Raw genomic sequence first — 23,999 nt, forward strand, 5'->3', positions numbered from 1 at the left:
ATGACTATTCTGCCTTTTCCTGACTAAATAATGCTTCGATGAAATCGCTGGAATTAAAAGTACGTAAGTCATCAATTTGCTCACCAACACCTATGTGTCGGATCGGAATATTAAACTTATCAGCAATGGCGAAAATAACCCCACCTTTTGCAGTACCATCTAATTTACTAATGGTGATCCCCGTTACCCCAACGGCTTCTTGGAATAACTGCGCCTGGCTAATGGCATTTTGCCCGGTACTTGCATCTAGCGTTAGCATCACCTCGTGAGGCGCATTAGGGTCTAATTTTTTCATGACGCGAACAACTTTTTTCAGCTCTTCCATCAAATGACTCTTATTTTGTAAACGCCCTGCCGTATCGGCAATCAGTACGTCAACATTACGCGCTTTGGCAGCTTGTAATGCATCAAATAATACCGAGGCACTGTCTGCGCCGGTATGTTGGGCAATCACTGGGATGTCATTACGTTGTCCCCAAACCTGTAATTGCTCAACGGCTGCTGCACGGAAGGTATCACCAGCCGCTAACATGACAGATTTGCCTTGTTTTTGATACTGTTTTGCTAACTTACCAATGGTGGTAGTTTTACCCACGCCATTGACGCCGACCATTAAAATAACAAATGGGCCGTCTGCATTTTCAGGCACTAAAGGGACTGCCACTGGATCGAGAATAGTTTGTAATTCGTCTCGTAATAAATCATATAGCGCTTCGGCATCTTTAAGTTGCTTACGTGATGCTTGTGAGGTCAAATTATCAATCAGGCGAGTGGTGGTTTCGACGCCCACATCGGCAATCAATAATTGCTCTTCGAGTTCTTCGAATAAGTCATCGTCAATTTTTTTACCGCGGAAGATCCCCATAAAGCCGCTACCAATGTTTTCACTGGTTCGCAGTAATCCACGCTTTAAGCGGGCAAATAAGCCCTCTTTTACCGGTTTAGCCTGAGGCTCATCCACTTGCTCTTGCTCAACGTCAGCCGCTTCGGCTTCTGCTGCCAATCGAGCTTGTTCTTGGTCAGCAAGACGCTGCTGCTCTGCTGCACGTTCAGCTTCTAGTGCAATACGCGCTGCTTCGGCTTCTGCAGCTAGACGAGCTTGTTCTTCAGCCTCAGCAAGGCTTCGCTCTTCTGCTAACCTTTGTTTTTCTGCCTCCAAACGTTGCAGCTCTGCTACACGTTCAGCTTCTGCTGTAATACGCGCCTCTTCTGCTTCGACAAGGCGTTGCTCTTCAGCTAATTTCTGCTGCTCAACCGCTAAACGTTGTTGCTCGGCTTCACGTTCAGCTTTAGCTGCAAGGTGTGCTTCTTCGGCTTCTGCTAGGCTTCGCTCTTCAATTAAACGCTGTTGCTCTGCAACATGTTCTGCTTCTGCAGCAATACGCTCTTCTTCCGCTTCAGCAAGACGTAACTCTTCAGCTAAGCGCTCTTGCTCAGCTATACGTTCTGCCTCTGCTGCAATACGTGCCTGTTCGGCTTCTGCAAGACGTAACTCTTCAGCTAAGCGCTCTTGCTCGGCTATACGCTCTGCCTCTACTGCAATACGCGCCTGTTCGGCTTCTGCAAGACGTAACTCTTCAGCTAAGCGCTGTTGCTCTGCTATACGTTCAGCTTCTGCGGCGCGTTCTTGTTCAGCTAATCGCTCCGCTTCTTCAGCAGCAATGGCCTGTTCTTTTGCCAAAGCCTCTGCAGCTTGCTCTTCTGCGATACGTTGCTCTTGTGCAACACGCTCTTGCTCTTTGGTTTTGTCTTTACGAAACCACGAAAAAAAACCTTTCTTTGCCATGTCTACTACCAATGCTAAATGAGCGATAAAATTCGGAGAAGTTTTCTCGAGTCATCAATACTAAACTTGTTAAAAGGAATCCTCACCTTTAAACAGCAGTTTGGTATAAAATATCGAGTATTCTAATTGGTTGCATAGTCTACCACTTTCTTTGTTCAGGCAAAATCACGAGGGCAAAATGTCCAAAAATAAGTCCGCAAGCGGCCAAGTCAGGATCATTTCAGGGCAATGGCGTTCACGAAAGCTACCTATTCATGATTTAGAAGGGTTACGACCAACCACAGATCGCGTCCGTGAAACCTTGTTTAATTGGCTTGCTAGCGATATCAGAGGAGCAAGGGTATTAGATTGTTTTGCTGGCAGCGGCGCCCTAAGTCTTGAAGCCTTATCACGTTACGCCAGTTATGCCCGTATTTGCGAACTGCAGAGCAATGCGGCCAAACAGTTAAGGCAAAACTTACAAACCTTAAAATGTGACAATGCCGATGTCATCAGTGGCGACAGTCTGGCATTGCTAAAACAAGGTCTGAATAACGATAAAGGCTTTGATATTGTGTTTGTTGACCCACCATTTCGTAAAGGGCTGGCCAATACCACTATGGCGTTATTAGCTGAGCATAACTGGTTAAATGCGAATGCATTAATTTACCTAGAAACTGAATCAGATTTAACCCAGCTAGCGATCCCAAACAATTGGGTTGAGCTCAAGCAAAAAAATGCCGGTCAGGTAACCTATCGCTTATTTCAATATCAGCTTGATGAATAGCAATTCAAACAAGCAACAAATCTAATAGAGGATACCCATGAAATTTTTTATTATCGGTGGTAAAAGTCTAACTTTAATCATGTGGTTAGTAATGTTTTATAACTTATTTATGCCGTTTGAAGGCCAAGTCAGCATAGTGTTAAATATCTTATTTTTTATCACTGTAATAATGCATTTTTTCCAATTACTTATTTTCAACACCATGTTTAGCAGCTTACTTAAGTTATCTTTTGTTGATTATCTTAAAGTGTATTTTTTTGGTGTTTTCGGTTTACTTGAATACCGACAAAAAGTACTAGAGCTTGATAAAGCCGAGTAGCCGTTAGATTTAAAGAAATTCAGCCATAAAAAAACCTCGCCTAGGCGAGGTTTTTTCTTAATCAGGTCATCACTCCTGATTATGAATCGTCACTTACTTTTTAGGGTAAGGGTGAGCAACACCTTTATGACAATCTACACAAGTCTTTCTCTTGTCGCCTTCTTGCTTAGCGTTACGCTCATGCATTCTGACAGCCATTTTCTTCATAGTCTCAGGCTGGTTTTCATAGATGCGCGTATGACAATGTTGGCAGTTAGCAGAATCTGTTGCTTGGAAGTACTTAAGTGCGATATCTGCTTGTTCTTTACGGTTCTCATCTAACCAAGCTTGAGTGTTGAAACCATCAATAGTTACGAAACCGTATAAATCTTTAGATACGATAATCTTTTTAACCAAGTAATCAACTGGGCCATGTGGAAGGTGACAATCTTGACACTGAACAGTCACACCAGCACTACCGCCGCCATGTGCAGACGCTAACACTTCATCTTTCAATGAGTGATTGCTGTGACAACTCATACAGAATTCATCTGAACTTGTTGCGTGTAAAGTTTGTTGAGTGGCGAAATAGCCCACTACACCCATAACAACACCCACTACAATCAGTGCGATAATTGAATATTTTGCGCTCGGTTTGAATAGTGCACGCCAGTTCATCGTCATCTCCAGTTAACAGTTTTTTAATTTATAATTTTTAAACTCTAAAATATAAATTTTAAGTTCTAAAAATAGTAAATCTATTCTAGGTTGTTTTGCCCATAAAAAAACGAATTAAGAACATGTTTTAATTAATAAGTTACCAGTATATGCTCAAAATGAGATCAAGATCTAACTATTGAGGCTCAATGATAATTAATTTGACTCCTTTAAACTTAATACAGCTATAGCAAAATCGCAAAGTAGCCTTCACAAAAATGACAATTAACCTACCTTTGCAATATACTGTAAGAAAATCAGGTTTATTGCGCTATAGAATCATTATAGCCTCTGCCACTAGTTAGTTTGAGCGAGTATAAATATTCTAAAGCTGTTTATTGCTGCGGGTATTGTTTCGGGTTATATTAAGCCAGATCATCAGCAACTTAATTTAGCTTTGATTCTTGATTTATCACTAGATTATTGCGCTATTTAATTGTTATTGATGGCTACACACTTTGGAAAAGCATGAGCACTAAGTTAACGCACCAAATAATCGTTTTTATCACCCTCTTTGCCATTTTAGGCCAAGGGTTGATAACTAATGGTTACGCTATGGTCGCTAACCCTCTCATGCGCTCATCAGCAGAGATGTTAATGCCTAACGACAAAACATCCCAAGCAAATCTGAAGCAACACAGCAGTGCCGATACCCCTAATTGTCATTCATCTATGACTGAACAAGCCCCGCAAAAAACGACTCATTGTTGTGACGATGGCTCAATGCTCCAATCGAAAAAAGCTGATCAAAGCTGTTGTGACAGCAAAAATGGCTGCGCTATCGATTGTGGTCACTGCATTACTATCTCGATGACAGGGCATTTGCTCACATTTGATATCCTTCTCGCAAAAGCAGTCAACAGCAAGGCTGATGCCACTGCAGTGCCACACTTTTTCTTCCATAAAACCCTTCCAGAATTTCGACCTCCGATTAGTTAAATTACTGACAGAATATTTTTAGCCTAGCACTGTCCTCTGTGCCATAGCTAAACACCTATACTTGCTAGTATTTACAGTTTTTATAAACGGTTCGCTTTATTTGCCAGCCGTATTTTGAGGTTATGATGAAACACGCTATTTTATTGATCACCATTGCGGGTTTTCTAGCTGGGTTATGCACTAATCCAGTCGCTGCTCAACAAGCAGCAACACATAGTCATATTTCGACTGACCAGCATCAGCATGATGCAGAAAAAACCAGCTATTCATGCCCGATGCACCCTGAAGTTATTAGTCATAAATCAGGTGATACTTGTCCTAAATGCAATATGTTCTTAGAAGAAGTTAGCCCTGAGGCTGCCATAGACCATAGCGCCGAAACCACCTACATCTGCCCAATGCACCCTGAAGTCACTAGCCATAAATCAGGTGATACTTGTCCTAAATGCAATATGTTTCTAGTGGCAAATGAAGAAGAGGAAGCTAATCACAGTTCAAATGAACACGCTCAACATGATGTTCAGAAGACCTACATCTGCCCAATGCACCCTGAAGTTAGCAGCCACAAACAAGGTGACCGCTGCCCAAAGTGCAATATGTTGTTAGTGGTTAAAGAAGAAGAGGAAGAAGTCGACCATAGCCAACATCAGCATGCACAAGATGAACAGATAGAAAACCTAGCAGTGCAACCCACACAGAGTGTTGCTGATAAAGTGTTTAATACCGTTAAACCAAGCCTATTACCCTCGAATGCAGAGCCAAGCATTAAATATGTCTGCCCAATGCACCCGCATATCGTGTCTGACACCCAAGGCACTTGCCCTATTTGTGGAATGAATTTAGAAAAAGTCACTTTAGGCGCCGCAGCTGAAGAAATTGTGGTTGGTGTATCTGGCGGCATGCAACAAGCTTTGGGCATGCGCACCCAGCAAGTTGAAAAAGATACCTTATGGCGCCTAGTTAAAACCATTGGCACAGTAGAATATAACGAAGACAGCATTGCCCATGTTCATGCTCGAGTAACTGGTTGGGTGGAAAAACTGCATATTAATAATGTTGGCCAGAAAATAAAAAAAGGCCAATTAATGTATGAGTTGTACTCGCCTGAACTTATTAACGCTCAAGATGACTACTTACAAGCGCTTGATTATTTGGAGCAAGACAATCAACGTGGCGGCATTCTCGAGCGTAAAGCCCGCCAACGTTTAGCGCTTTTAGGGGTGTCATCAAAAATTATTCAACAATTAGAAACCAGCGGCGAAACTGTTTTTAGAGTGCCTTTTTATGCCCCACAAGATGGGGTTGTCAGCCAAATGGACATTCGTGATGGCATGTATATCCAACCGGGTAATGCCTTAATAGAATTAGTCGACTTATCCACGGTTTGGGTCATTGCCGATGTGTTTGAAAATGAACAAAGCTGGCTAGAAAAAGGCCGTCCTGCAGAAGTCACTGCATCGGCCCAAGGCTTATTTGATCTTGAGTCTGACATTGATTATATCTATCCAGAACTCGACCCTGTCACTCGCGCCATGCGTGTCAGAGTAAAATTAGCCAATCCAAATGCAAGCCTACGACCAGGAACCTTAGTGGATGTGTCTTTATTTGGCGGCCCTAAACGCAACATTATTACTATTCCCACAGAAGCACTGATATTAACCGGCCGTGAAAATCGAGTAGTAGTTCAGCGTCACGATAGCGGATTTACTTCGGTACCTGTAAAAGTCGGCATCATTGCGCAAGGAAAAGCAGAGATCATTGAAGGCATCAATGAAGGCGACCATGTGGTGGTTTCAGGGCAGTTCCTGCTTGATTCAGAAGCCAGTATTCAAGGTAGCTTGTTACGTTTAAGCGGTGCAGATAAAGAGCCTGCAGCCCATAACCACTAAGGAGCACTCTCATGCTAGAGAAAATAATCAGTGCTTCGATAAAGCAACGTGCGATGGTGTTATTACTCACCTTAGTGGTTGCAGTGATCGGTTATCAAGCCATGCGCACCACCCCATTGGATGCCCTGCCGGACTTATCTGATGTGCAAGTGATTGTTAAGACCTCATATCCAGGTCAAGCACCGCAGTTAGTCGAAGATCAAATTACTTATCCATTATCCACAGCGATGCTGGCTGTACCTGGGGCGAAAACCGTACGTGGGTTTTCGATGTTTGGCGACTCATTCGTCTATATCATTTTCGAAGATAATACCGATATCTACTGGGCTCGGTCACGAGTTTTAGAATACCTATCGCAAACCCAAGATCAGCTTCCAGAGGGCGTTATCCCCACTTTAGGGCCTGATGCTTCTGGTGTCGGTTGGGTATTTCAATACGCCTTAGTCGATAGACAAGGTAATCACGATTTAGCCCAGCTGCGTTCATTGCAAGACTGGTTTTTAAAACTGGAATTACAAAGTGTCGAAGGCGTATCTGAAATTGCTACGATTGGCGGCATGGAGCAATCTTATCAAATCGTGGTCGACCCACATAAACTCGCCCTTTATCAAATCGATTTGATGACGGTTAAAAATGCGCTAGCAAGCTCTAATAGCTCTGTCGGTGGCTCGGTTATTGAAATGGCCGAAGCCGAGTACATGATTACTTCATCGGGTTATCGACAAAACATTGAAGATTTTGCCGAAATTCCTTTAGGGGTGTTATCTGATGCTGGCACACCAGTATTAATGAAAGATGTGGCGCAGCTGCGAACAGGCCCTGCAGCGCGTCGTGGTATTGCTGAACTTGATGGTAAAGGTGAAGTCGTTGGCGGCATTGTGGTTATGCGCTATGGCGAGAATGCCCTTGAAACCATTAATAATGTTAAACAAAAGATTAAGCAAATTGAAAGCGGTTTACCTGAAGGGGTTGAATTAGTTATCACTTACGATCGCTCAGAACTTATCCTCAATTCTGTGGATAATCTGATGCACAAAGTGATGGAAGAGATGCTGGTCGTTGGCCTAGTTTGCTTACTATTTCTATTACATGCTCGCTCAACACTGGTTGCCATAATCACCCTGCCATTATCTATATTAAGCAGTTTCATTATCATGCATTTTATGGGGGTTAATGCCAACATCATGAGCTTAGGAGGTATTGCCATTGCCATAGGCGCCGTTGTCGATGCCGCCATTGTCATGATAGAAAACGCCCATAAACATTTAGAGCGATATCGGGCTGAGCACGGTAAACCACCCGAAGGTGAAGCCCACTGGCAACTAATTAAAGAGGCCTCTGTTGAAGTAGGGCCTGCGCTATTCTTTAGCCTGCTAATCATCACCTTAAGCTTTATTCCTGTATTTGCACTGGAAGCTCAAGAAGGCCGTTTATTCCACCCACTGGCGTTTACTAAAACCTTTGCTATGGCGTCTTCTGCAATACTGGCCATCACCTTGATCCCAGTATTAATGGGTTATTTTGTGCGCGGTAATATCCCTGATGAACGCAAAAACCCCATCAGTCGATTTTTGATTGCCATATACCAGCCATTACTCAAACTGGTATTAAAATTTCCTAAATTCACCATCTTATTAGCGCTGGTCATTTTAGCCAGTGCTTACTATCCGATGACAAAGATGGGCTCTGAGTTTATGCCAGAACTCGCTGAAGGTGATTTACTTTATATGCCTACAACCCTGCCAAGTGTCAGTGCAGGTAAAGCCGCTGAAATTTTACAGCAAACCGATAGATTGATTAAAACGGTACCAGAGGTCAAAAGAGTATTTGGTAAAGTGGGCCGCGCGATGACCGCTACCGATCCTGCACCATTAACCATGCTTGAAACCACCATCATGCTTAAACCACATGCTCAATGGCGTGAAGGCGTGACCTTAGAATCTATTATTGCTGAATTACAGAGAACGGTGAAAGTGCCCGGCATGACTAACGCATGGGTGCAGCCGATAAAAACCCGTATCGATATGCTGTCCACCGGGGTTAGAACACCTGTCGGCATTAAAATATCGGGTTCAGATGTGGCCGAACTGGAAAAAATTGGCGCTGAAATCGAAGCGGTAATGAGCCAAGTGCCAGGCACAACATCAGCATTTGCGCAGCGAAGTAGTGGTGGACGTTATATCGATATTGAGCCGAAACTAAAAAATGCAGCTCGATATGGTATGACCCTAAGTGACATCCAAGATGTGGTGCAAATCGCCATCGGCGGTATGAATATAGGGGAATCAATTCAAGGTCAAGAACGTTACCCAATTAACATTCGTTATCCACGAGAGTTACGTGACAGCATCGAAAAACTCAGAGATTTACCGGTATTAACCAAAACCGGTAAATATCTGCCATTAAGCGTTTTAGCCGACATAACCATCAGTGATGGACCGCCCATGCTTGCCAGTGAAAATGGCCGTTTAATCTCATGGGTGTTTGTCGATATTAAAGATATTTCTATCGGCGAATATATCGAGCAAGCGCAAATAGCCTTAGGCCAGCAAATCACTTTGCCAGCACGTTATAGCTACAGCTTTGCGGGTCAATATGAATATATGCAGCGTGTTGAAGCCAAGATGGAGTTAGTCATTCCACTAATGCTGGCAGTTATTTTTATATTACTGATGCTGACCTTTAACTCGTTTGCTCAAGCTTCAGTAATTATGCTGAGTTTACCCTTTGCCTTAGTAGGCAGTGCCTGGTTTTTATATCTACTGAACTTCAACTTTTCGGTTGCGGTATCAGTGGGGATGATTGCCCTTGCGGGGGTCGCCGCTGAATTTGGCGTGGTGATGCAGGTGTATCTCAACAACAGTATTAGAGACCGCAAATACAATGACACTCTCAATAGCAAAGATGATTTACGCCAAGCATTGATTGAAGGTGCTGTAATGCGGATTCGCCCCAAAGCGATGACAGTTGCGACCATATTTTTTGGCTTACTGCCGATAATGTGGGGCACAGGAACCGGTAACGAAGTGATGCAGAAAATTGCCGCACCTATGGTTGGTGGCATGGTCACTGCGCCGCTGCTATCGCTGTTTGTTATTCCAGCCATTTATTTACTAATCTATGGTCGTAAACTCAGTAACTAGGTTTACAAAGTCACTCATAAACACTAAAAAAGGCGCTTAAGGCGCCTTTTTATCTATAAAGCCACAAGCTGAATATAAGCTTGTTAGCTTGGTTCACTGAGTACGCCTTGCTTTTCTCGTGCCAGTTGCATCATCCTTAAAAGACCCCAAACCATAATACAACCTCCGACTCCAACCATAGCAAACAGCAGTATTGGCTTCGCCAGCATCGGATAAGCCGCTGTATCAAAACCTGCAAACAAGCCATATAAACCCGCCGCCATTAATAACGTGCCAGGAAAATCAATGACTGCCACCATGGTCATTTTCTTTTGAATTACCGCGAGTTTTTCGTCCTTTGTGAGTGTCATAAGTCTTCCTTGATTAGATTTACAGTTTAACTTTCAAGCAATTATTCTACTTCAGACGCTACCTCGGTCAATGCAATAATTGAAAAAGTGCCGCCTTGGGGATCATCAATCACCGCAAAACGACCCACATCCGGAATATCCGTAGGCGGGACACAAATTCGCCCGCCTAGAGCTTCGGCATCTTGAGCCATAGCATCACAATCTTGCACACTAAAATACAGCATCCAATGGGGCGGGGTATCACCCCACTCGGACGTCATTTGCATCATACCGCCAATGGCTTGCTTATCCACCAGCCATTGCACGTAATCAGCTATGCCCATTGAAGACATATCAAGGCTGTTAGTCTCAAAGCCAAGCGCTTGGGTATAAAAATCGGTTGATGTGGCCAGATCGCGGCACATATATTCAACCCAGCACAAAGTATTGGGCTCAAATGAGCGCTTAATGCCGATATGGTTAATGGCCTGCCAGATTGAAAATCGTGCGCCATCAGGATCTTGGCACACAGCTATAATCCCTGAATCACCAACAGAGTGAGGGCCTGCAATAATTTGTCCACCCGCAAGCCTAATGGCTTTAATTGTCGCCTCAACATCATCAACGGCAAAATAAAGCTGCCAATGGGTTGGCAAACTCTCCATCTCTTTGGGCATTTGATACATAGCCGCAATGTCATCACCCGCTAACTGCAACATAGTGTAATGACCCTCAGGCATGGGCATATCATCAGCCTGCCACTGAAATAGGCTTTGGTAGAATGCTTTCGCGGCATACCAATCATGACTGGCAAGTTCGACCCAACAAGGTTGCCCTTGTTTATAGTGTGACACCTTCATACACCTCACCCTGCTGTTGATAATGACTTATAAGAATAAAGGTTTAAGCTGAACCTAAATGACAACACTCTTTAAGTTAAGACACTTTTAAAGCTAAAGTCGAGTTGGCAATAATGGTTGGTTATTCGTATAAAAAATGACATTTAAATAATAAATACAACTTAAAATCATAGCCTTATATAGACAACAGTATCAGCAAGCCATGGCTAGTCACTATCGGTCACAAGTCGTAAATTACACACACCTTTAGTCAAAATGCTAACAGTCACATCCTTACTTGCTAGAAAACGCCCATAAAAAAGCCCTTTTTAAAGGGCTTTTTGGAGGTCATTTCGGTGTTTAAACACCACTTTATCTAGCTAAAGTATTATTTATAAACTGGCAGTAAATCAGCCATCGCCAACAAATGACATGCGCCGGTGATGACACCGAATGCAATAATCACCACAATCAATGGCGTACCACCTGGGACTCTAAAGCTCTTCTCATCAGGGAACATTTTGCGCGATTTGTATGCCATCATGGCTGGCACTATCGCCGCCCAAATGGTCGCCGCTAATGCCGCAAAGCCAATGGCAATCAAGAAACCATTAGGGAATAACAAACCTAATACTGTCGGCGGGATAAAGGTGATCGCAGCTGTTTTAATGCGGCCATTATTGCTTTCTTCAAAGCCAAATAAGTCAGCTAGATAATCAAACAAGCCTAAGGTCACCCCTAAGAATGATGACGCCACAGCAAGATTAGCAAACAAGGTCAACATGGTATTAAGCCATTTACTCGCCATCACATCTGACAGAGCGCCCACTAACACACCCATATTGCCGCCCTGGGCAATAATGTCGCTGAACTGACTACGGGGAATGTTGCCCATGGTTGCCACTAACCAACAGCTGTAAATAACTAAGGCGATAAACGTACCAATAAAGATGGCTTTTAAAATCACTTTAGGTTGTTTGCCGTAATACTTAACTAGGCTTGGCACATTGCCGTGGTAACCAAAACTGGCCAGCCCAAAAGGTAGCGCCGCTAAAATATAAGGCGAGAAACTCGCCTCACCATCTGGCATTAATAATTTTGCGCTATCAATATCAATCAGCAGATTTCCGATGGCGAGAAAAAAGGTAATTAACATCCCGCCAATCATAATGGTGGTAATGCGATCAACCGCTTTGGTACTGATGATCACCACTGCAGCAAGTACGACGGCAAACACTAACCCTGCGATCGGTTGAGGTAAGTTAATCCCCATCCCCGCAAGGGTGTGATTAACAATCGAGCCACCACCACTGATGTAAGCATAGGTCAGGATGTACAACACAAAAGCAATAGATAACCCGTTAATAATCCGCCAAAACTGGCCTAAGGTTACCTTAGTTAAGGTGTCAAAACTGTCACCGGGTTTAAAATGCAAATTGGTTTCAAGTAGCATCAGACCTGACACCAGCATACAAAACCAAATACCAATTAACATGACTAATGAATAGCCAAACCACATGCCTGCACTGACCACAGGCAAAGAAAACATACCAGCACCGACTGTGGTACCGGCGATGATCATAGCACCGCCCAATAAGGATTTATTTTGCGGTTGAGATTGTGTCGAACTCATAAAATTAGTTATTACCCATGTTCCATTGTGACACTATCAACAATGGTTTTTCGAACAGATAAACGCAGCATACCATTGGCATGATCACGTATTCGGATGACTTCAAATTGATTATCGTTAGCGGATAAATACCCTAATTCTTTTAATTTCACACTCAAATTATTGTAGAGCTTTTTATCATAAAACTCAGGCGCAGTAATTCCATGTAAAGCACCTAAACGCTGAGCCAATAAATGGCTGGCGCTTTCTAAATCAGAACGCTCAATTTCTGGTTTGTAAGCCAGTAAATTAAAGATAATCGCGTAACGCTGTAGGGTCTCACTGACCGTGGCGGACAATAACATTAACTGAGTGACATTACTTTGATTGACTTCAAAGTGATCGCTACCGGAAATTAGCTTTTGTTCAACAAACAAATCAAGCACTTGATCCACATAGGCACTTAAATCTTCAATGCCCATAAACAGCTCAGCTTTCAATAATGGGTAAAAATCATTAACAATTTGCTGGATTTTTTCTCGGCTAAATTCTTCATATTGCACCAAGCAACTGGCGATTAATGAAGGCACTGCCATTAGATGAATTATGTTATTGCGATAATAGCTCATCGCAATCACTGAGCTATCTTCAATTGCGATAATTTCGCCGATGGCATCTGTGGTTGAGGTAAATTTATTCAGCGACAAACATTGCTCAACTAGGTCATGAGCTGAGCCCTCAGCCACCGACGCATACTCAGTATAAGGAACATCCTTTAAGATTTTCAGGTAGAGGTCTAGCTGGGTTTCAAGCTCACTGCGCTGCAGGGCGTTTTGCTCTGAAGCCAGCAGCGCCATACTTGCTAATGTCACCGAACTCGCTGCGGCGGCGCCATTGATGTTAGTCATCACTTTATTGGCCAATACATTTACTGCTGGCGTTAACCATGATGGCTTTTGATCCGGATCTTGAGCAATTTCTTCACGCCAATTTGGCGATTGTTGATTTAAAAATTGCTGCACATTGATTGGCTCGCCAAAGTTAACGTAACCTTGGCCAAAGTTGCCTAATTTACGCAGCGCACCAAAGACCTGCCACACTGATTCTTTTTGCTTTTTCTTACCGCTTAACTCTTTATGATAGGTGGACACTTCCATCACATGATCATAACCAAGATAAACTGGCACTAAGGTTACTGGGCGTTCAATGCCCCGCAGTACACAGTTAACTGTCATCGCTAACATGCCGGTCTTAGGCGCTAATAAACGACCGGTACGAGAACGACCACCTTCGGTGAAGTATTCAACCGAATAGCCTTTAGCAAATAACTGATCTAAATACTCACGAAACACTGCGGTATAAAGTTTATTACCGTTAAAGCTACGACGAATAAAGAAAGCACCACCACGGCGGAACATAGGGCCTGCTGGCCAAAAGTTTAAATTAATACCGGCGGCAATATGCGGCGGCACCATGCCTTGGTAATACAAAATATACGACAGCAGTAGGTAATCCATGTGGCTACGATGGCAAGGCACATAGACAATTTCATGACCATCATGATGCAGCTTACGCACTTTTTCAGCGCTTTTAATGCTAATACCGCTGTATAACTTATTCCACAACCAAGTAAGAAAGCGCTCAGCAATACGCACTAAGCTGTCTGAGTAATCCGCTGCAATTTCATCTAAATACTGAATAGCTTTTTCGCGGGCTTTGTCTTCAGGAATTTTTTTATTAAGCGCTTCTTCTTTTATCGCTTGAGCAATGGCATCAGACTTTAATAATGAGTTGAACATTGCCTGACGATTTGGCAGTTGTGGGCCTGTCATCACTTTACGTTGGCGTCTAAAGTGCACTCGCGCCACACGGATAAGTTTATGCGCAATACTGACATCAGTGCCGTGTTCATCAGCCATATAACGTAGCGACATAGCATTTGAAAATTGAATAAAGCTATGGCGACCTAAGAACAAAATCATCAACCATTTACGTAACCAGGTCGGGTTTTCACGCTCAAATACGGCTGCGGTCATGGTGTCATCTTCTTTACCAGGGATACGTCCCCAATACAGACTCACTGGCACCAATTGAATATCAAGTTGATCATTTTTTTTATGTAAGGCTAATAAGCTGGTGAAGTTATCAACAAATTTTTCGCCACTTAAACGCTTGCCAAATAGAGGCTTACGACCTTCAATACACACAATTCTAGGGGTATTTAAGCCATCAACGTCTAGTCGCTCATAAGGGCTCGGTAAGCCATATTTGGCGGTCACTTCATTTAATGCCGCAATATCACTGAGTGATTCTGTCTTCATCACATAGACCACTGGTTTATCTGGGTCTAAGTTCAGATCGGCAAAGGGATCTTCAGGCACAACAACCGTGTGCACCATCAGTTTTTGAATCCAACGTAATGATTTTGCTATGATTGAGTCAGGTTTTAACATGAGTGTTCGCATATTCAACATCAATTAATTGGCCATAGAATACCAGATAATGGTTCAGTTTCACTAACAAGGGTCTATACAGAGAATATTTGTTCAGTAAAAATAGCCATATCCGAATAACAACCAACCTATTTTCAATCAACACTACTGTATAAATATACTGTTTAAACAAACGATGTGAGAAATAGCCAATTTCATCGGTTTAAAAAGCTGACTTACCTTCATTAACTAAATAATTAAATTACATATACTTAACCGTGCCCCCATATATAGCCAACAAGAATTAGATGATAATAGTTAAATTAATTTGGTTAATACTTGCGCGACCACCGATACTGTATATAATGACAGTCACTGTATAAAAAAACAGGAATCAATATGAGACCTTTAACGCCACGCCAAGCTGAAATATTAGAGCTAATTAAATGTAATATCGCCGAAACAGGTATGCCGCCAACTCGTGCAGAAATTGCAACTCGATTAGGCTTCAAAAGCGCCAATGCCGCTGAAGAACACTTAAAAGCACTGGCAAAAAAAGGCTGTATTGAAATTATTCCTGGTACCTCTCGCGGGATCCGCATGGTGCAGGTGGAGGAGGAAGTTGAAGCAGGCTTACCACTTATCGGCCAAGTTGCTGCAGGTGAACCTATCCTTGCTCAAGAGCATGTTGAACAGTATTTCCAAGTTGACCCAGAAATGTTTAAGCCCAATGCTAATTTCTTACTACGCGTTCGAGGCGACAGTATGAAAGACATTGGTATTTTAGAGGGCGACTTATTAGCAGTGCATAAAATGCAAACTGCCACCAATGGTCAAGTTGTAGTGGCACGTCTTGAAGACGATGTAACCGTGAAAAGATTTGAAAAGAAAGGCAATATTATTTATTTACATGCTGAAAATGCAGAATATGAGCCGATTAAAGTTGATTTAAGTTGCCAAAACCTAACGATTGAAGGGCTTGCTGTTGGCGTTATTCGTAATGGAGGTTGGTTATGAACACATTAATAGGCAATGCACCGCGTCACCCTGGATTATGGGTAGATATGGCATCTGATCCCTTACCCACTAAACAAGGGATTGAAACCAAGCGCACCCAAAACCAAGGCTTAACTGAATTGACTCAATTATGCAGTCAGTTAGCCATTTTAAGTCAGCAAGGCCGTTGGATTGTACTGATTAATCCGCCGCATATCGGTTATAAGCAAATTCTTGCTAATGCCAATGTTCGTATGGACAGAGTATTGTTAGTTCACACCAAAGATGAAGTCGAAACCCTGTGGGCGATGGAAAAAGCGCTCACTAACGGTACTTCAAGTGCAGTAATTACTTGGACACCACCATTAGATGCCCGCGACAATCGCCGCATTCAATTGGTTGCCAAAAATGCCTTAGCCCAAGGGCTTATCATTGAAGATGTAAATACTCACTTACCTGAAGGCGACCCATTAACGCAAACTTTAGCAGTACCGACTCGGGTAAACCTTACCTCGTTTCACTAGTAAAATATGACTAAAAAAGCCCTTCACTACGCTGAGGGGCTTTTTTTTTGCACTTTTTTCAGCAAATTAGATGATAAAGTGATCTTGATCAATATTTAATCTCCAAGTAATGTAGTTAACAAGGTAGTAACAATTTATCGTACTGCCGAGAATAAATGTCAAAAAGATACAAACGCTATTAAAAGATTGAGCTGGTACCGTGCGGTATAGAAAGCCTTGAATGTAAAGCGTCAAATATAATTGATAAGTTCAGTATTAGGTACAAGTGTGGCACCGTAACGTAATAACATAATTGAGTTTTCAAGCTCAAAGCCACCGTGTACTTTGAAATGATCAAACTTTTTCGGGTATGAAAAGTTTGCATAGAGCAGAGTATTACTGTGTGGCTTTTCTTTGTAATTGCAATTCGCAATTAGCAGAGGAGTAGTCTTGTGAAGCGATTGTTGTACGGATTAATGGTGGCGTTGCTTGCAACCCCACTCACAGCGGCAGAGATGCCCTTAAACATGACTCAAGGTGTAACAGAGATCAGTGGCCAGGTTTACGACCTGCATATGATTATTTTGTATATCTGTTGCGCCATTGGTGTCGTGGTCTTTGGGATCATGATTTATTCCATGATCTATCACAGAAAATCTAAGGGTGCAGTTGCAGCCGACTTTCATGACAGTACCAAGGTTGAAATAGCTTGGACAGTATTGCCATTTCTAATCCTAATTGGCATGGCAATCCCAGCAACAAAAACGCTGATTGCTATGGAAGATCCCAGCGATGCTGAACTGACAGTCAAAGTGACGGGCTCTCAATGGAAATGGCATTACAGCTATTTCAATGAAGATGTCGAGTTTTTCAGTTTATTATCTACCCCAGCAGACCAAATTACTGGCACCGCAGATAAAACCGACACCTATCTTTTAGAGGTCGATAAGCCGCTGGTTTTACCAATAAATCGTAAAGTACGTTTTTTAATGACCTCGGATGACGTTATCCACTCTTGGTGGGTACCAGCATTTGCCGTTAAAAAAGATGCAAATCCTGGTTTCATCAATGAAGCTTGGACTAAAATCGATAAAATAGGTACTTATCGAGGCCAATGTGCCGAACTATGCGGTAAAGATCATGGCTTTATGCCTATTGTTGTTGAAGCCGTTTCTGAAGCAGACTTTGACCAATGGCTAATCGACCAAAAGCAATTTGCTGTCGATGCTAAAGCCGCTGCACAAGCCTCACTGAGCCAAACCCTTAGCTATGACAAGTTAATGGCCCAAGGCGAACAAATCTACATGGGTCGCTGCGCGGCTTGCCACCAACCTAATGGTGCTGGTTTACCTGGCGTCTTCCCTTCCCTAATTGGCAGTCCAATGATTAAAGGCCCAGTGTCTGGCCATATCGATATTGTCGTTAATGGTAAGCCTGGCACTGCGATGCAAGCGTTTGCCAAGCAGCTAACGGCAACTGAAATTGCTGCAGTAGTCACTTATGAGCGTAATGCTTGGGGTAATGACTCTGGCGATACCGTGCAAGCGGCTGATGTGAGTGGCAATGGGACAAGTTCTAGCGCTACACCAACCACTGCAGACGCTCCTAGTGCAGGCACTTCTACCGCAGACACGTCAACGCCTGTGACTTTACCAGCAAGCTTACCTACAGCTGAACAACTTGAAGACACTGCAACACAAGCTGTGACTAAAGCGGCAACACAAGCAGCAGAAGTTAAAGCTGTGGTATTGGATGACTTGACGATGGATGAGTTAATGACCATGGGCGAGCAAGTCTATATGACTAGCTGCGCTGCATGTCACCAAGCTGCTGGTACTGGCTTACCTGGCGCGTTCCCTTCATTAGTAGGCAGCCCACTCATCGTCGGTCCAGTGACGGATCATCTTAATATTGTCATCAATGGTAAACCTGGCACGGCAATGCAAGCATTTAACTCGCTACTTACGCCACAACAGCTTGCTGCAGTGGTGACTTATGAGCGAAATGCCTGGGGTAATAACTCTGGCGATGCAGTTCAGGCTGCTGATGTTGTTGGTCACGGAAAGTAAGGGATTAAAATGAGCACAATTACACAAGATTCACCAGCCGCTCACGACGATCACCATGATGACCATCATCATGGGGCGCCAAAAGGCATTATGCGCTGGGTTTTAACCACTAACCATAAAGATATTGGTTCAATGTATCTGTGGTTTAGTTTCATTATGTTTTTAACCGGCGGCGCAATGGCCATGGTCATTCGTGCTGAGTTATTCCAACCCGGTTTACAGTTAGTTGAACCTAACTTTTTTAACCAAATGACCACAGTCCATGGCTTGATTATGGTATTTGGCGCAGTCATGCCAGCCTTTACCGGCTTAGCTAACTGGCTCATTCCAATGATGATTGGTGCGCCAGATATGGCACTACCGCGGATGAATAACTGGAGCTTTTGGATTTTACCTTTCGCGTTTGCGATTCTACTTAGCTCGCTATTTATGGAAGGTGGAGGCCCCAACTTTGGCTGGACTTTCTATGCACCACTGTCAACAACCTATAGCCCTGATAGCACAGCATTATTTGTGTTCTCAGTTCACATTATGGGCATAAGCTCGATCATGGGTGCTATTAACGTGGTGGTGACCATTGTTAATATGCGTGCTCCGGGTATGACTTGGATGAAGCTGCCATTGTTCGTCTGGACTTGGCTGATTACCGCCTTCTTGCTAATAGCAGTGATGCCGGTATTGGCAGGTGTAGTAACCATGGTACTGACTGATAAATACTTTGCCACCAGCTTCTTTGATGCTGCTGGCGGCGGCGACCCTGTGATGTTCCAGCATATTTTCTGGTTCTTTGGCCACCCCGAAGTCTACATCATGATTTTACCTTCATTCGGGATTATCTCGGCCATTATTCCCACCTTTAGCCGTAAAAAGCTTTTCGGTTATGCCTCCATGGTATACGCCACCTCAAGTATTGCGATTTTGTCCTTCCTAGTTTGGGCGCATCACATGTTCACCACCGGGATGCCAGTATTTGCAGAGCTATTCTTCATGTACTGCACCATGTTAATCGCAGTGCCTACTGGGGTGAAAGTGTTTAACTGGGTTGCAACTATGTGGCGCGGCTCAATCACCTTCGAAACCCCGATGCTGTTCGCCATTGCATTCATCATCTTATTCACCATCGGTGGCTTCTCTGGCTTGATGCTAGCGATCACCCCAGCGGATTTCCAATACCATGATACTTACTTTGTGGTAGCGCATTTTCATTATGTACTGGTGACTGGCGCAGTATTTTCCATTATGGCTGCAGCATATTACTGGCTACCGAAATGGACAGGATACATGTATAGCGAAACATTAGGTCGTTGGCATTTCTGGTGTAGTGTTATTTCAGTCAATGTATTGTTTTTCCCAATGCACTTTTTAGGCTTAGCAGGCATGCCACGTCGTATTCCAGACTATGCAATTCAGTTTGCTGACGTAAACCAAATTGTCTCTATTGGTGGTTTTGCCTTTGGTTTATCACAACTGATTTTCCTCGCTGTGGTACTGAAATGTATCAAGGGCGGCGAAAAAGCTGCGGATAAGCCATGGGAAGGTGCTGAAGGGTTAGAGTGGACTATTGCCAGTCCTGCGCCTTATCACTCATTTACCACCCCACCAGAGGTTAAATGATATGAGCCAGCCAACAAAATCAAACCGTAATTTACTTATTGGCCTAGTACTGGGTTCAATAGGTATGTTCGGCTTTGGTTTTGCGCTAGTGCCTTTGTATGACGTGCTTTGCGATGCCTTGGGGATTAATGGAAAAACCCAAAGTACTGCCAGCAGTTATGAGGCTGTGGTGATTGATAAAGACCGTACTGTAACCATTGAGTTTATTGCCCAAGTACAAAGCAATATGCCGTGGGAGTTTGTGCCAAAAGTGAACCGCATGCAGGTTCACCCCGGCGAACTCACACGTACTGCGTTTTTAGCGAAAAACTTATCTTCAAATAACCTCGTAGGCCAAGCAATACCCTCGGTATCGCCAGGCCAAGGCGCGGCTTATTTTAATAAGACCGAGTGCTTTTGCTTCAATCAGCAACCCCTAGCAGCAATGGCCGATGCTGAATTACCGTTAATTTTTTACGTGGATGCGGATTTACCTGAATCCATTAACACATTGACTCTCTCTTATACCCTCTATGATATTACAGACAAGCAGACTGCAGCCATAGAGCAAGGAGCAGCAAGATGACAACAAAACATGAAAACTACTACGTGCCAGCGCAAAGTATCTGGCCAATTACCGGCGCTATCGGATTATTTCTGATTGCATTTGGCGCAGGTACCTACATCCAACAACTTTCAACTGAACAATCTTCTGGCGGCTACACCCTAATCGCGGGTATTGCTGTAATTATATTTATGCTGTTTGGCTGGTTTAAAAATATCATTGATGAGTCAATGTCAGGTTTATATTCAGCGCAAATGGATCGCTCTTTTAGACAAGGCATGAGCTGGTTTATTTTCTCAGAAATCATGTTTTTCGGGGCATTTTTTGGGGCATTGTTTTACGCTCGAATGGTAGCAATACCTTGGCTCGGCGGTGCATCAAATAATGCCATGACCCATGAGGTATTGTGGCCAACATTTGAAGCCATTTGGCCGCTAGTGAAAACCCCAGATGGTACCACCACTGAAGCCATGGGTTGGGGCGGATTGCCGCTGTATAACACCCTCATTCTACTGACCTCTTCAGTCACCTTGCACTTTGCCCATGTGTCGTTAGAAAAATCAAAACGTGGCGCACTGAAGGTTTGGTTAGGACTGACTATTTTGCTGGGTATCGGCTTCTTGTTTTTACAAGTTGAAGAGTATGTCCATGCCTACCAAGAAATGGGGCTCACACTCACCTCAGGGATTTATGGTAACACCTTCTTTTTGCTAACTGGCTTTCACGGTATGCACGTCACCTTAGGCACAGTATTTCTAATAATCCTGTTCTTTAGAGTATTGAAAGGTCACTTCACCCCAGATAATCATTTCGCCTTTCAATCCGGAAGTTGGTATTGGCATTTTGTTGATGTGGTGTGGTTATGCTTATTTATTTTCGTGTACGTCTTATAAGGCTGCAAAGCTAATAAGGTCTAGGATTTGGGCTTATCCAGCCAAATCCTAAGGCCAGTAACAATAACAACATCACTAACGCAGAAAAGATCACTCGACGACCTAAATATTGGCTCATAGATTGTTTATTTTCCGCTTTAACCATAATAAATAGGGCTCTGGCTAAATTAAATAATATGAATACAAGCAGCAGTACTAAAACAAGCTTGAAAATAACTAAGGTATCTAAGGTTCCCACGGGCTCTCCTTTGCGCGTTTGGCGACTTTCTACTGGGTTATTGCTAGTTGTTACTGTGAGTGTGTTTTCTATTTTGGTCAAGCTCGGTTTATGGCAACTTGATAGAGGAATTCAAAAACAAGCTTGGCAAGCCACCTTAAGTGAAAGGCAAGCGTCCAGTGAATTGGATTACCACACTTTTTTAACGCTAGATAGCAGCGGTCCACTAACGGGTTATCGCATTAACGTCACCGCTAAGCCCGTCAATGAACAAATATTACTGCTTGATAATCAAGTTTATAACGGCCAAGTGGGTTATCTGGCTTATCAAGTATTTGCAATATCAGCCACAGAGCCATGGCTACTGGTTGAACTAGGCTTTACTGCAGCGAATAAAGACCGCCGTATATTACCCGATTTAGCGCCATTGCCTGCGGCGCAATATCAGCTCACAGGTCGAGTGTATCAGCGCCAAACCAATCCCTTAAGTGACCAACTTTATGTGGAACAATTTACAGTAGAAAACCGTGACGTGATCCGTTTTCAAAATTTAAATCTCGTGGCCTTAGCAGAGAAAATAGGTCATCAACTGGCACCGGCAGTACTGCAGCCAGATATAACACCGAACATGACACTAGCAAAACCATGGACACCTATTCCACTGTCAGCCCAAAAACACCAAGGCTATGCATTGCAATGGTTCACCATGGCAGCAGTATTTTTATCGCTAATGCTATGGCTTGGTTGGAAAACATTTAAGCCTAAAATTAAGACCTAAAGTTAAAACCTAAATACAAGAGTAACTAAATTAAAAATAGTGACTTAAGTAAAAAAAACTCATCCTATAACAAAAACAGTCGTAACAAGAGGAGCAAGTATGAACTCCCCAGCAAAACCTAAAGGTAACAAGACATTATATCTACTGCTGCTGGTATTTATTTTACCGGTGGCTATGGCTAAATTAGTCTTGAGCCTAGATTTATATAACGGCGCCGCCACTAACAAAGGTGAGCTAATCGGCGCACAACTTAATTATCAAACCTTAGCCATGACCAACCCGCAGCCGCATATGTGGCAGCTGGTGTATTTATTACCAAACCAATGCCTAGAACAATGTCAGCAACGTTTGTATGTTATGCATCAAAGCCATATCGCCTTAGGTAAACATCAAGATCGCGTCAGCCCAATTATTTTACTCACCCCAGATAGCGACACCGCAATTTTAACTAAACTGCAAGTGCCGTTTGCTACAGCCAGTGCCAGCCCTGCAATGGCCGCATTACTGACAGAGCAGCAAATGATTATTGTCGATCCCCTTGGTAGCCTAGTCATGAAATACCCAGGTATTATGGGCGAGCAAGAAAATATTGCCCAAGGTAAGTCGATGATTGGCGATTTACGTAAGATGCTTAAACTATCGAGGGTCGGGTAATGGTGATAAAAAACCTGCTCAAATTTACCTTAGTATTTACCTTTACGGTGATATTAATGGGTGCCTACACTCGGCTGTCAGATGCAGGGCTTGGCTGCCCTGATTGGCCAGGTTGCTATGGTCATCTTGTGGTGCCTAGCGCGCCTGATGCAATAGCAAAAGTTGAGACTGCATTCCCAAATCAAACGCTAGAGCCTGACAAGGCGTGGCTGGAAATGATCCACCGCTATATCGCTGGCACTCTTGGATTACTGATTTTAACCATCCTTATCATCTGCTTAAAAAGAGCCGATGCGCCCAAAAAGCTACCCATACTGATTTCCGCCCTACTGCTCTTTCAAGCTGCCTTGGGCATGTGGACTGTCACCATGAAATTAATGCCCATCGTAGTCATGGGGCATTTAATTGGTGGCTTTAGTTTATTCGCTTTACTGCTACTGCTGTATTTACGTACCCGGCCACTGCGGATCCCTGGTGGTGACACTTATGCCAGAAAACTCGCCCCCTTTGCCATGGTCTGCTTAATTGTACTGGCGGTTCAAATTATTTTGGGCGGCTGGACGTCATCGAATTACGCAGCATTAGCCTGTACCGCCCTGCCAATATGTGAAGGTAACTGGGTCGATAATCTGCAATTTGCTGATGCTTTTTCACCGTTTCAAGGGACACATCCAAGCTTTGAATATGGCGTACTGGAATACCCTGCCCGCATGACAATCCATGTTACTCATCGTATTTGGGGCGTGATTACCGCTGCCTGTTTAGTGTGGTTAGGATTTAAATTACTTAAAGCACGCTCACACACAATACGTAAAAGTGCTTGGCTGTTATTTGCCCTAGTGATCATTCAAGTGGGCCTTGGCATCAGCAATATTGTCATGCATTTGCCTTTAGGGATTGCTGTATCGCACAACGGCGGCGCAGCGCTATTGTTACTTACCGTTATTTTCATCAACTACGCGCTGTGGCGTAAAGCTTAAG

21 protein-coding genes are annotated in these 23,999 nt (G+C 43.4%); 14 read left to right on the forward strand and 7 right to left on the reverse strand.

What is annotated here, in order from left to right; translation table 11 throughout:
* Positions 1 to 4: 4 nt before the first annotated feature.
* Positions 5 to 1,786, reverse strand: coding sequence for a signal recognition particle-docking protein FtsY (ftsY, locus tag BCU57_RS19645; RefSeq protein WP_413211475.1), 1,782 nt, complete (start codon positions 1,784 to 1,786; stop codon positions 5 to 7).
* 178 nt (positions 1,787 to 1,964) lie between these two features.
* Here ftsY and rsmD point away from each other — a divergent pair, with 178 nt between their 5' ends.
* Positions 1,965 to 2,552, forward strand: coding sequence for a 16S rRNA (guanine(966)-N(2))-methyltransferase RsmD (rsmD, locus tag BCU57_RS19650; RefSeq protein ID WP_102440144.1), 588 nt, complete (start codon positions 1,965 to 1,967; stop codon positions 2,550 to 2,552).
* A gap of 37 nt (positions 2,553 to 2,589) precedes the next feature.
* Complete coding sequence (locus BCU57_RS19655) at positions 2,590 to 2,871, forward strand: DUF1145 domain-containing protein (protein WP_102440143.1); 282 nt, start codon at positions 2,590 to 2,592, stop codon at positions 2,869 to 2,871.
* A 93-nt stretch (positions 2,872 to 2,964) separates the two neighbouring features.
* Here BCU57_RS19655 and BCU57_RS19660 read toward each other — a convergent pair whose 3' ends face one another.
* Complete coding sequence (locus tag BCU57_RS19660; protein WP_102440142.1) at positions 2,965 to 3,528, reverse strand: NapC/NirT family cytochrome c; 564 nt, start codon at positions 3,526 to 3,528, stop codon at positions 2,965 to 2,967.
* A gap of 507 nt (positions 3,529 to 4,035) precedes the next feature.
* Between BCU57_RS19660 and BCU57_RS19665 the strand changes: the two genes are divergently transcribed.
* From BCU57_RS19665 to BCU57_RS19675, 3 genes are all read left to right on the forward strand, one after another.
* On the forward strand, positions 4,036 to 4,506 hold the full coding sequence (locus BCU57_RS19665) for a hypothetical protein (protein ID WP_102440141.1): 471 nt from the start codon (positions 4,036 to 4,038) through the stop codon (positions 4,504 to 4,506).
* A 122-nt stretch (positions 4,507 to 4,628) separates the two neighbouring features.
* Positions 4,629 to 6,395 (forward strand): efflux RND transporter periplasmic adaptor subunit, encoded by a 1,767-nt coding sequence (locus BCU57_RS19670; protein ID WP_241903579.1) that lies wholly within the window; start codon positions 4,629 to 4,631, stop codon positions 6,393 to 6,395.
* Positions 6,396 to 6,406: 11 nt separating this feature from the next.
* Positions 6,407 to 9,538 carry an efflux RND transporter permease subunit gene (locus BCU57_RS19675; RefSeq protein ID WP_102440140.1) on the forward strand — a complete coding sequence of 1,044 codons (3,132 nt, stop codon included), beginning with the start codon at positions 6,407 to 6,409 and terminating at the stop codon, positions 9,536 to 9,538.
* An 83-nt stretch (positions 9,539 to 9,621) separates the two neighbouring features.
* Here BCU57_RS19675 and BCU57_RS19680 read toward each other — a convergent pair whose 3' ends face one another.
* The 4 genes from BCU57_RS19680 to plsB all read right to left on the reverse strand — a co-directional run bounded on the left by BCU57_RS19680 (position 9,622) and on the right by plsB (position 14,771).
* Positions 9,622 to 9,888: a hypothetical protein gene (locus BCU57_RS19680; protein ID WP_102440139.1), complete on the reverse strand. Its 267-nt coding sequence runs from the start codon at positions 9,886 to 9,888 to the stop codon at positions 9,622 to 9,624.
* Positions 9,889 to 9,929: 41 nt separating this feature from the next.
* The gene (locus BCU57_RS19685) at positions 9,930 to 10,727 is read right to left on the reverse strand and encodes a VOC family protein (RefSeq protein ID WP_102440138.1); all 798 of its coding nucleotides are present in this window, start codon (positions 10,725 to 10,727) and stop codon (positions 9,930 to 9,932) included.
* A gap of 367 nt (positions 10,728 to 11,094) precedes the next feature.
* Positions 11,095 to 12,339, reverse strand: coding sequence for a tryptophan permease (mtr, locus tag BCU57_RS19690; RefSeq protein ID WP_198589323.1), 1,245 nt, complete (start codon positions 12,337 to 12,339; stop codon positions 11,095 to 11,097).
* An 11-nt stretch (positions 12,340 to 12,350) separates the two neighbouring features.
* Entirely contained in the window at positions 12,351 to 14,771 is a 2,421-nt protein-coding gene (gene plsB / locus BCU57_RS19695) for a glycerol-3-phosphate 1-O-acyltransferase PlsB (RefSeq protein ID WP_102440136.1), read from the reverse strand.
* Between the two features lie 378 nt (positions 14,772 to 15,149).
* Between plsB and lexA the strand changes: the two genes are divergently transcribed.
* From lexA to BCU57_RS19725, 6 genes are all read left to right on the forward strand, one after another.
* Positions 15,150 to 15,767 carry a transcriptional repressor LexA gene (lexA, locus tag BCU57_RS19700; RefSeq protein ID WP_076538206.1) on the forward strand — a complete coding sequence of 206 codons (618 nt, stop codon included), beginning with the start codon at positions 15,150 to 15,152 and terminating at the stop codon, positions 15,765 to 15,767.
* Entirely contained in the window at positions 15,764 to 16,270 is a 507-nt protein-coding gene (locus tag BCU57_RS19705) for a cell division inhibitor SulA (RefSeq protein WP_102440135.1), read from the forward strand. Before lexA ends, BCU57_RS19705 begins: the two co-directional genes overlap by 4 nt.
* Positions 16,271 to 16,701: 431 nt before the next feature.
* Positions 16,702 to 18,318: a cytochrome c oxidase subunit II gene (coxB, locus tag BCU57_RS19710; RefSeq protein ID WP_102440134.1), complete on the forward strand. Its 1,617-nt coding sequence runs from the start codon at positions 16,702 to 16,704 to the stop codon at positions 18,316 to 18,318.
* 9 nt (positions 18,319 to 18,327) lie between these two features.
* Positions 18,328 to 19,932: a cytochrome c oxidase subunit I gene (gene ctaD / locus BCU57_RS19715; protein WP_102440133.1), complete on the forward strand. Its 1,605-nt coding sequence runs from the start codon at positions 18,328 to 18,330 to the stop codon at positions 19,930 to 19,932.
* 1 nt (position 19,933) lies between these two features.
* Complete coding sequence (locus BCU57_RS19720) at positions 19,934 to 20,497, forward strand: cytochrome c oxidase assembly protein (RefSeq protein WP_102440132.1); 564 nt, start codon at positions 19,934 to 19,936, stop codon at positions 20,495 to 20,497.
* Positions 20,494 to 21,369, forward strand: coding sequence for a cytochrome c oxidase subunit 3 (locus BCU57_RS19725; protein WP_076538215.1), 876 nt, complete (start codon positions 20,494 to 20,496; stop codon positions 21,367 to 21,369). The genes BCU57_RS19720 and BCU57_RS19725 overlap by 4 nt, the downstream gene beginning before the upstream one ends.
* A gap of 10 nt (positions 21,370 to 21,379) precedes the next feature.
* Here BCU57_RS19725 and BCU57_RS19730 read toward each other — a convergent pair whose 3' ends face one another.
* Positions 21,380 to 21,607 (reverse strand): DUF2909 family protein, encoded by a 228-nt coding sequence (locus BCU57_RS19730; protein ID WP_076538217.1) that lies wholly within the window; start codon positions 21,605 to 21,607, stop codon positions 21,380 to 21,382.
* Positions 21,608 to 21,617: 10 nt separating this feature from the next.
* Between BCU57_RS19730 and BCU57_RS19735 the strand changes: the two genes are divergently transcribed.
* The 3 genes from BCU57_RS19735 (at position 21,618) to BCU57_RS19745 (ending at position 23,998) form a co-directional block, all read left to right on the forward strand.
* Positions 21,618 to 22,364 carry an SURF1 family protein gene (locus tag BCU57_RS19735; protein WP_347232002.1) on the forward strand — a complete coding sequence of 249 codons (747 nt, stop codon included), beginning with the start codon at positions 21,618 to 21,620 and terminating at the stop codon, positions 22,362 to 22,364.
* Positions 22,365 to 22,463: 99 nt separating this feature from the next.
* On the forward strand, positions 22,464 to 23,018 hold the full coding sequence (locus tag BCU57_RS19740; RefSeq protein WP_102440130.1) for a hypothetical protein: 555 nt from the start codon (positions 22,464 to 22,466) through the stop codon (positions 23,016 to 23,018).
* Positions 23,018 to 23,998: a COX15/CtaA family protein gene (locus BCU57_RS19745; RefSeq protein WP_102440129.1), complete on the forward strand. Its 981-nt coding sequence runs from the start codon at positions 23,018 to 23,020 to the stop codon at positions 23,996 to 23,998. Before BCU57_RS19740 ends, BCU57_RS19745 begins: the two co-directional genes overlap by 1 nt.
* Position 23,999: the final 1 nt, after the last annotated feature.

The sequence above is a fragment of the Shewanella sp. 10N.286.48.B5 genome (genome assembly GCF_002874355.2).
In the GTDB taxonomy this organism is placed as follows: domain Bacteria; phylum Pseudomonadota; class Gammaproteobacteria; order Enterobacterales; family Shewanellaceae; genus Shewanella.

Excerpts from the sequence above, each read along its gene's own strand:
- ftsY (WP_413211475.1), bottom strand. The coding sequence starts at position 1,786 with ATGGCAAAGAAAGGTTTTTTTTCGTGGTTTCGTAAAGACAAAACCAAA.
- rsmD (WP_102440144.1), top strand. The coding sequence starts at position 1,965 with ATGTCCAAAAATAAGTCCGCAAGCGGCCAAGTCAGGATCATTTCAGGG.
- BCU57_RS19655 (WP_102440143.1), top strand. The coding sequence starts at position 2,590 with ATGAAATTTTTTATTATCGGTGGTAAAAGTCTAACTTTAATCATGTGG.
- BCU57_RS19660 (WP_102440142.1), bottom strand. The coding sequence starts at position 3,528 with ATGAACTGGCGTGCACTATTCAAACCGAGCGCAAAATATTCAATTATC.
- BCU57_RS19665 (WP_102440141.1), top strand. The coding sequence starts at position 4,036 with ATGAGCACTAAGTTAACGCACCAAATAATCGTTTTTATCACCCTCTTT.
- BCU57_RS19670 (WP_241903579.1), top strand. The coding sequence starts at position 4,629 with ATGATGAAACACGCTATTTTATTGATCACCATTGCGGGTTTTCTAGCT.
- BCU57_RS19675 (WP_102440140.1), top strand. The coding sequence starts at position 6,407 with ATGCTAGAGAAAATAATCAGTGCTTCGATAAAGCAACGTGCGATGGTG.
- BCU57_RS19680 (WP_102440139.1), bottom strand. The coding sequence starts at position 9,888 with ATGACACTCACAAAGGACGAAAAACTCGCGGTAATTCAAAAGAAAATG.
- BCU57_RS19685 (WP_102440138.1), bottom strand. The coding sequence starts at position 10,727 with ATGAAGGTGTCACACTATAAACAAGGGCAACCTTGTTGGGTCGAACTT.
- mtr (WP_198589323.1), bottom strand. The coding sequence starts at position 12,339 with ATGAGTTCGACACAATCTCAACCGCAAAATAAATCCTTATTGGGCGGT.
- plsB (WP_102440136.1), bottom strand. The coding sequence starts at position 14,771 with ATGTTAAAACCTGACTCAATCATAGCAAAATCATTACGTTGGATTCAA.
- lexA (WP_076538206.1), top strand. The coding sequence starts at position 15,150 with ATGAGACCTTTAACGCCACGCCAAGCTGAAATATTAGAGCTAATTAAA.
- BCU57_RS19705 (WP_102440135.1), top strand. The coding sequence starts at position 15,764 with ATGAACACATTAATAGGCAATGCACCGCGTCACCCTGGATTATGGGTA.
- ctaD (WP_102440133.1), top strand. The coding sequence starts at position 18,328 with ATGAGCACAATTACACAAGATTCACCAGCCGCTCACGACGATCACCAT.
- BCU57_RS19720 (WP_102440132.1), top strand. The coding sequence starts at position 19,934 with ATGAGCCAGCCAACAAAATCAAACCGTAATTTACTTATTGGCCTAGTA.
- BCU57_RS19725 (WP_076538215.1), top strand. The coding sequence starts at position 20,494 with ATGACAACAAAACATGAAAACTACTACGTGCCAGCGCAAAGTATCTGG.
- BCU57_RS19740 (WP_102440130.1), top strand. The coding sequence starts at position 22,464 with ATGAACTCCCCAGCAAAACCTAAAGGTAACAAGACATTATATCTACTG.
- BCU57_RS19745 (WP_102440129.1), top strand. The coding sequence starts at position 23,018 with ATGGTGATAAAAAACCTGCTCAAATTTACCTTAGTATTTACCTTTACG.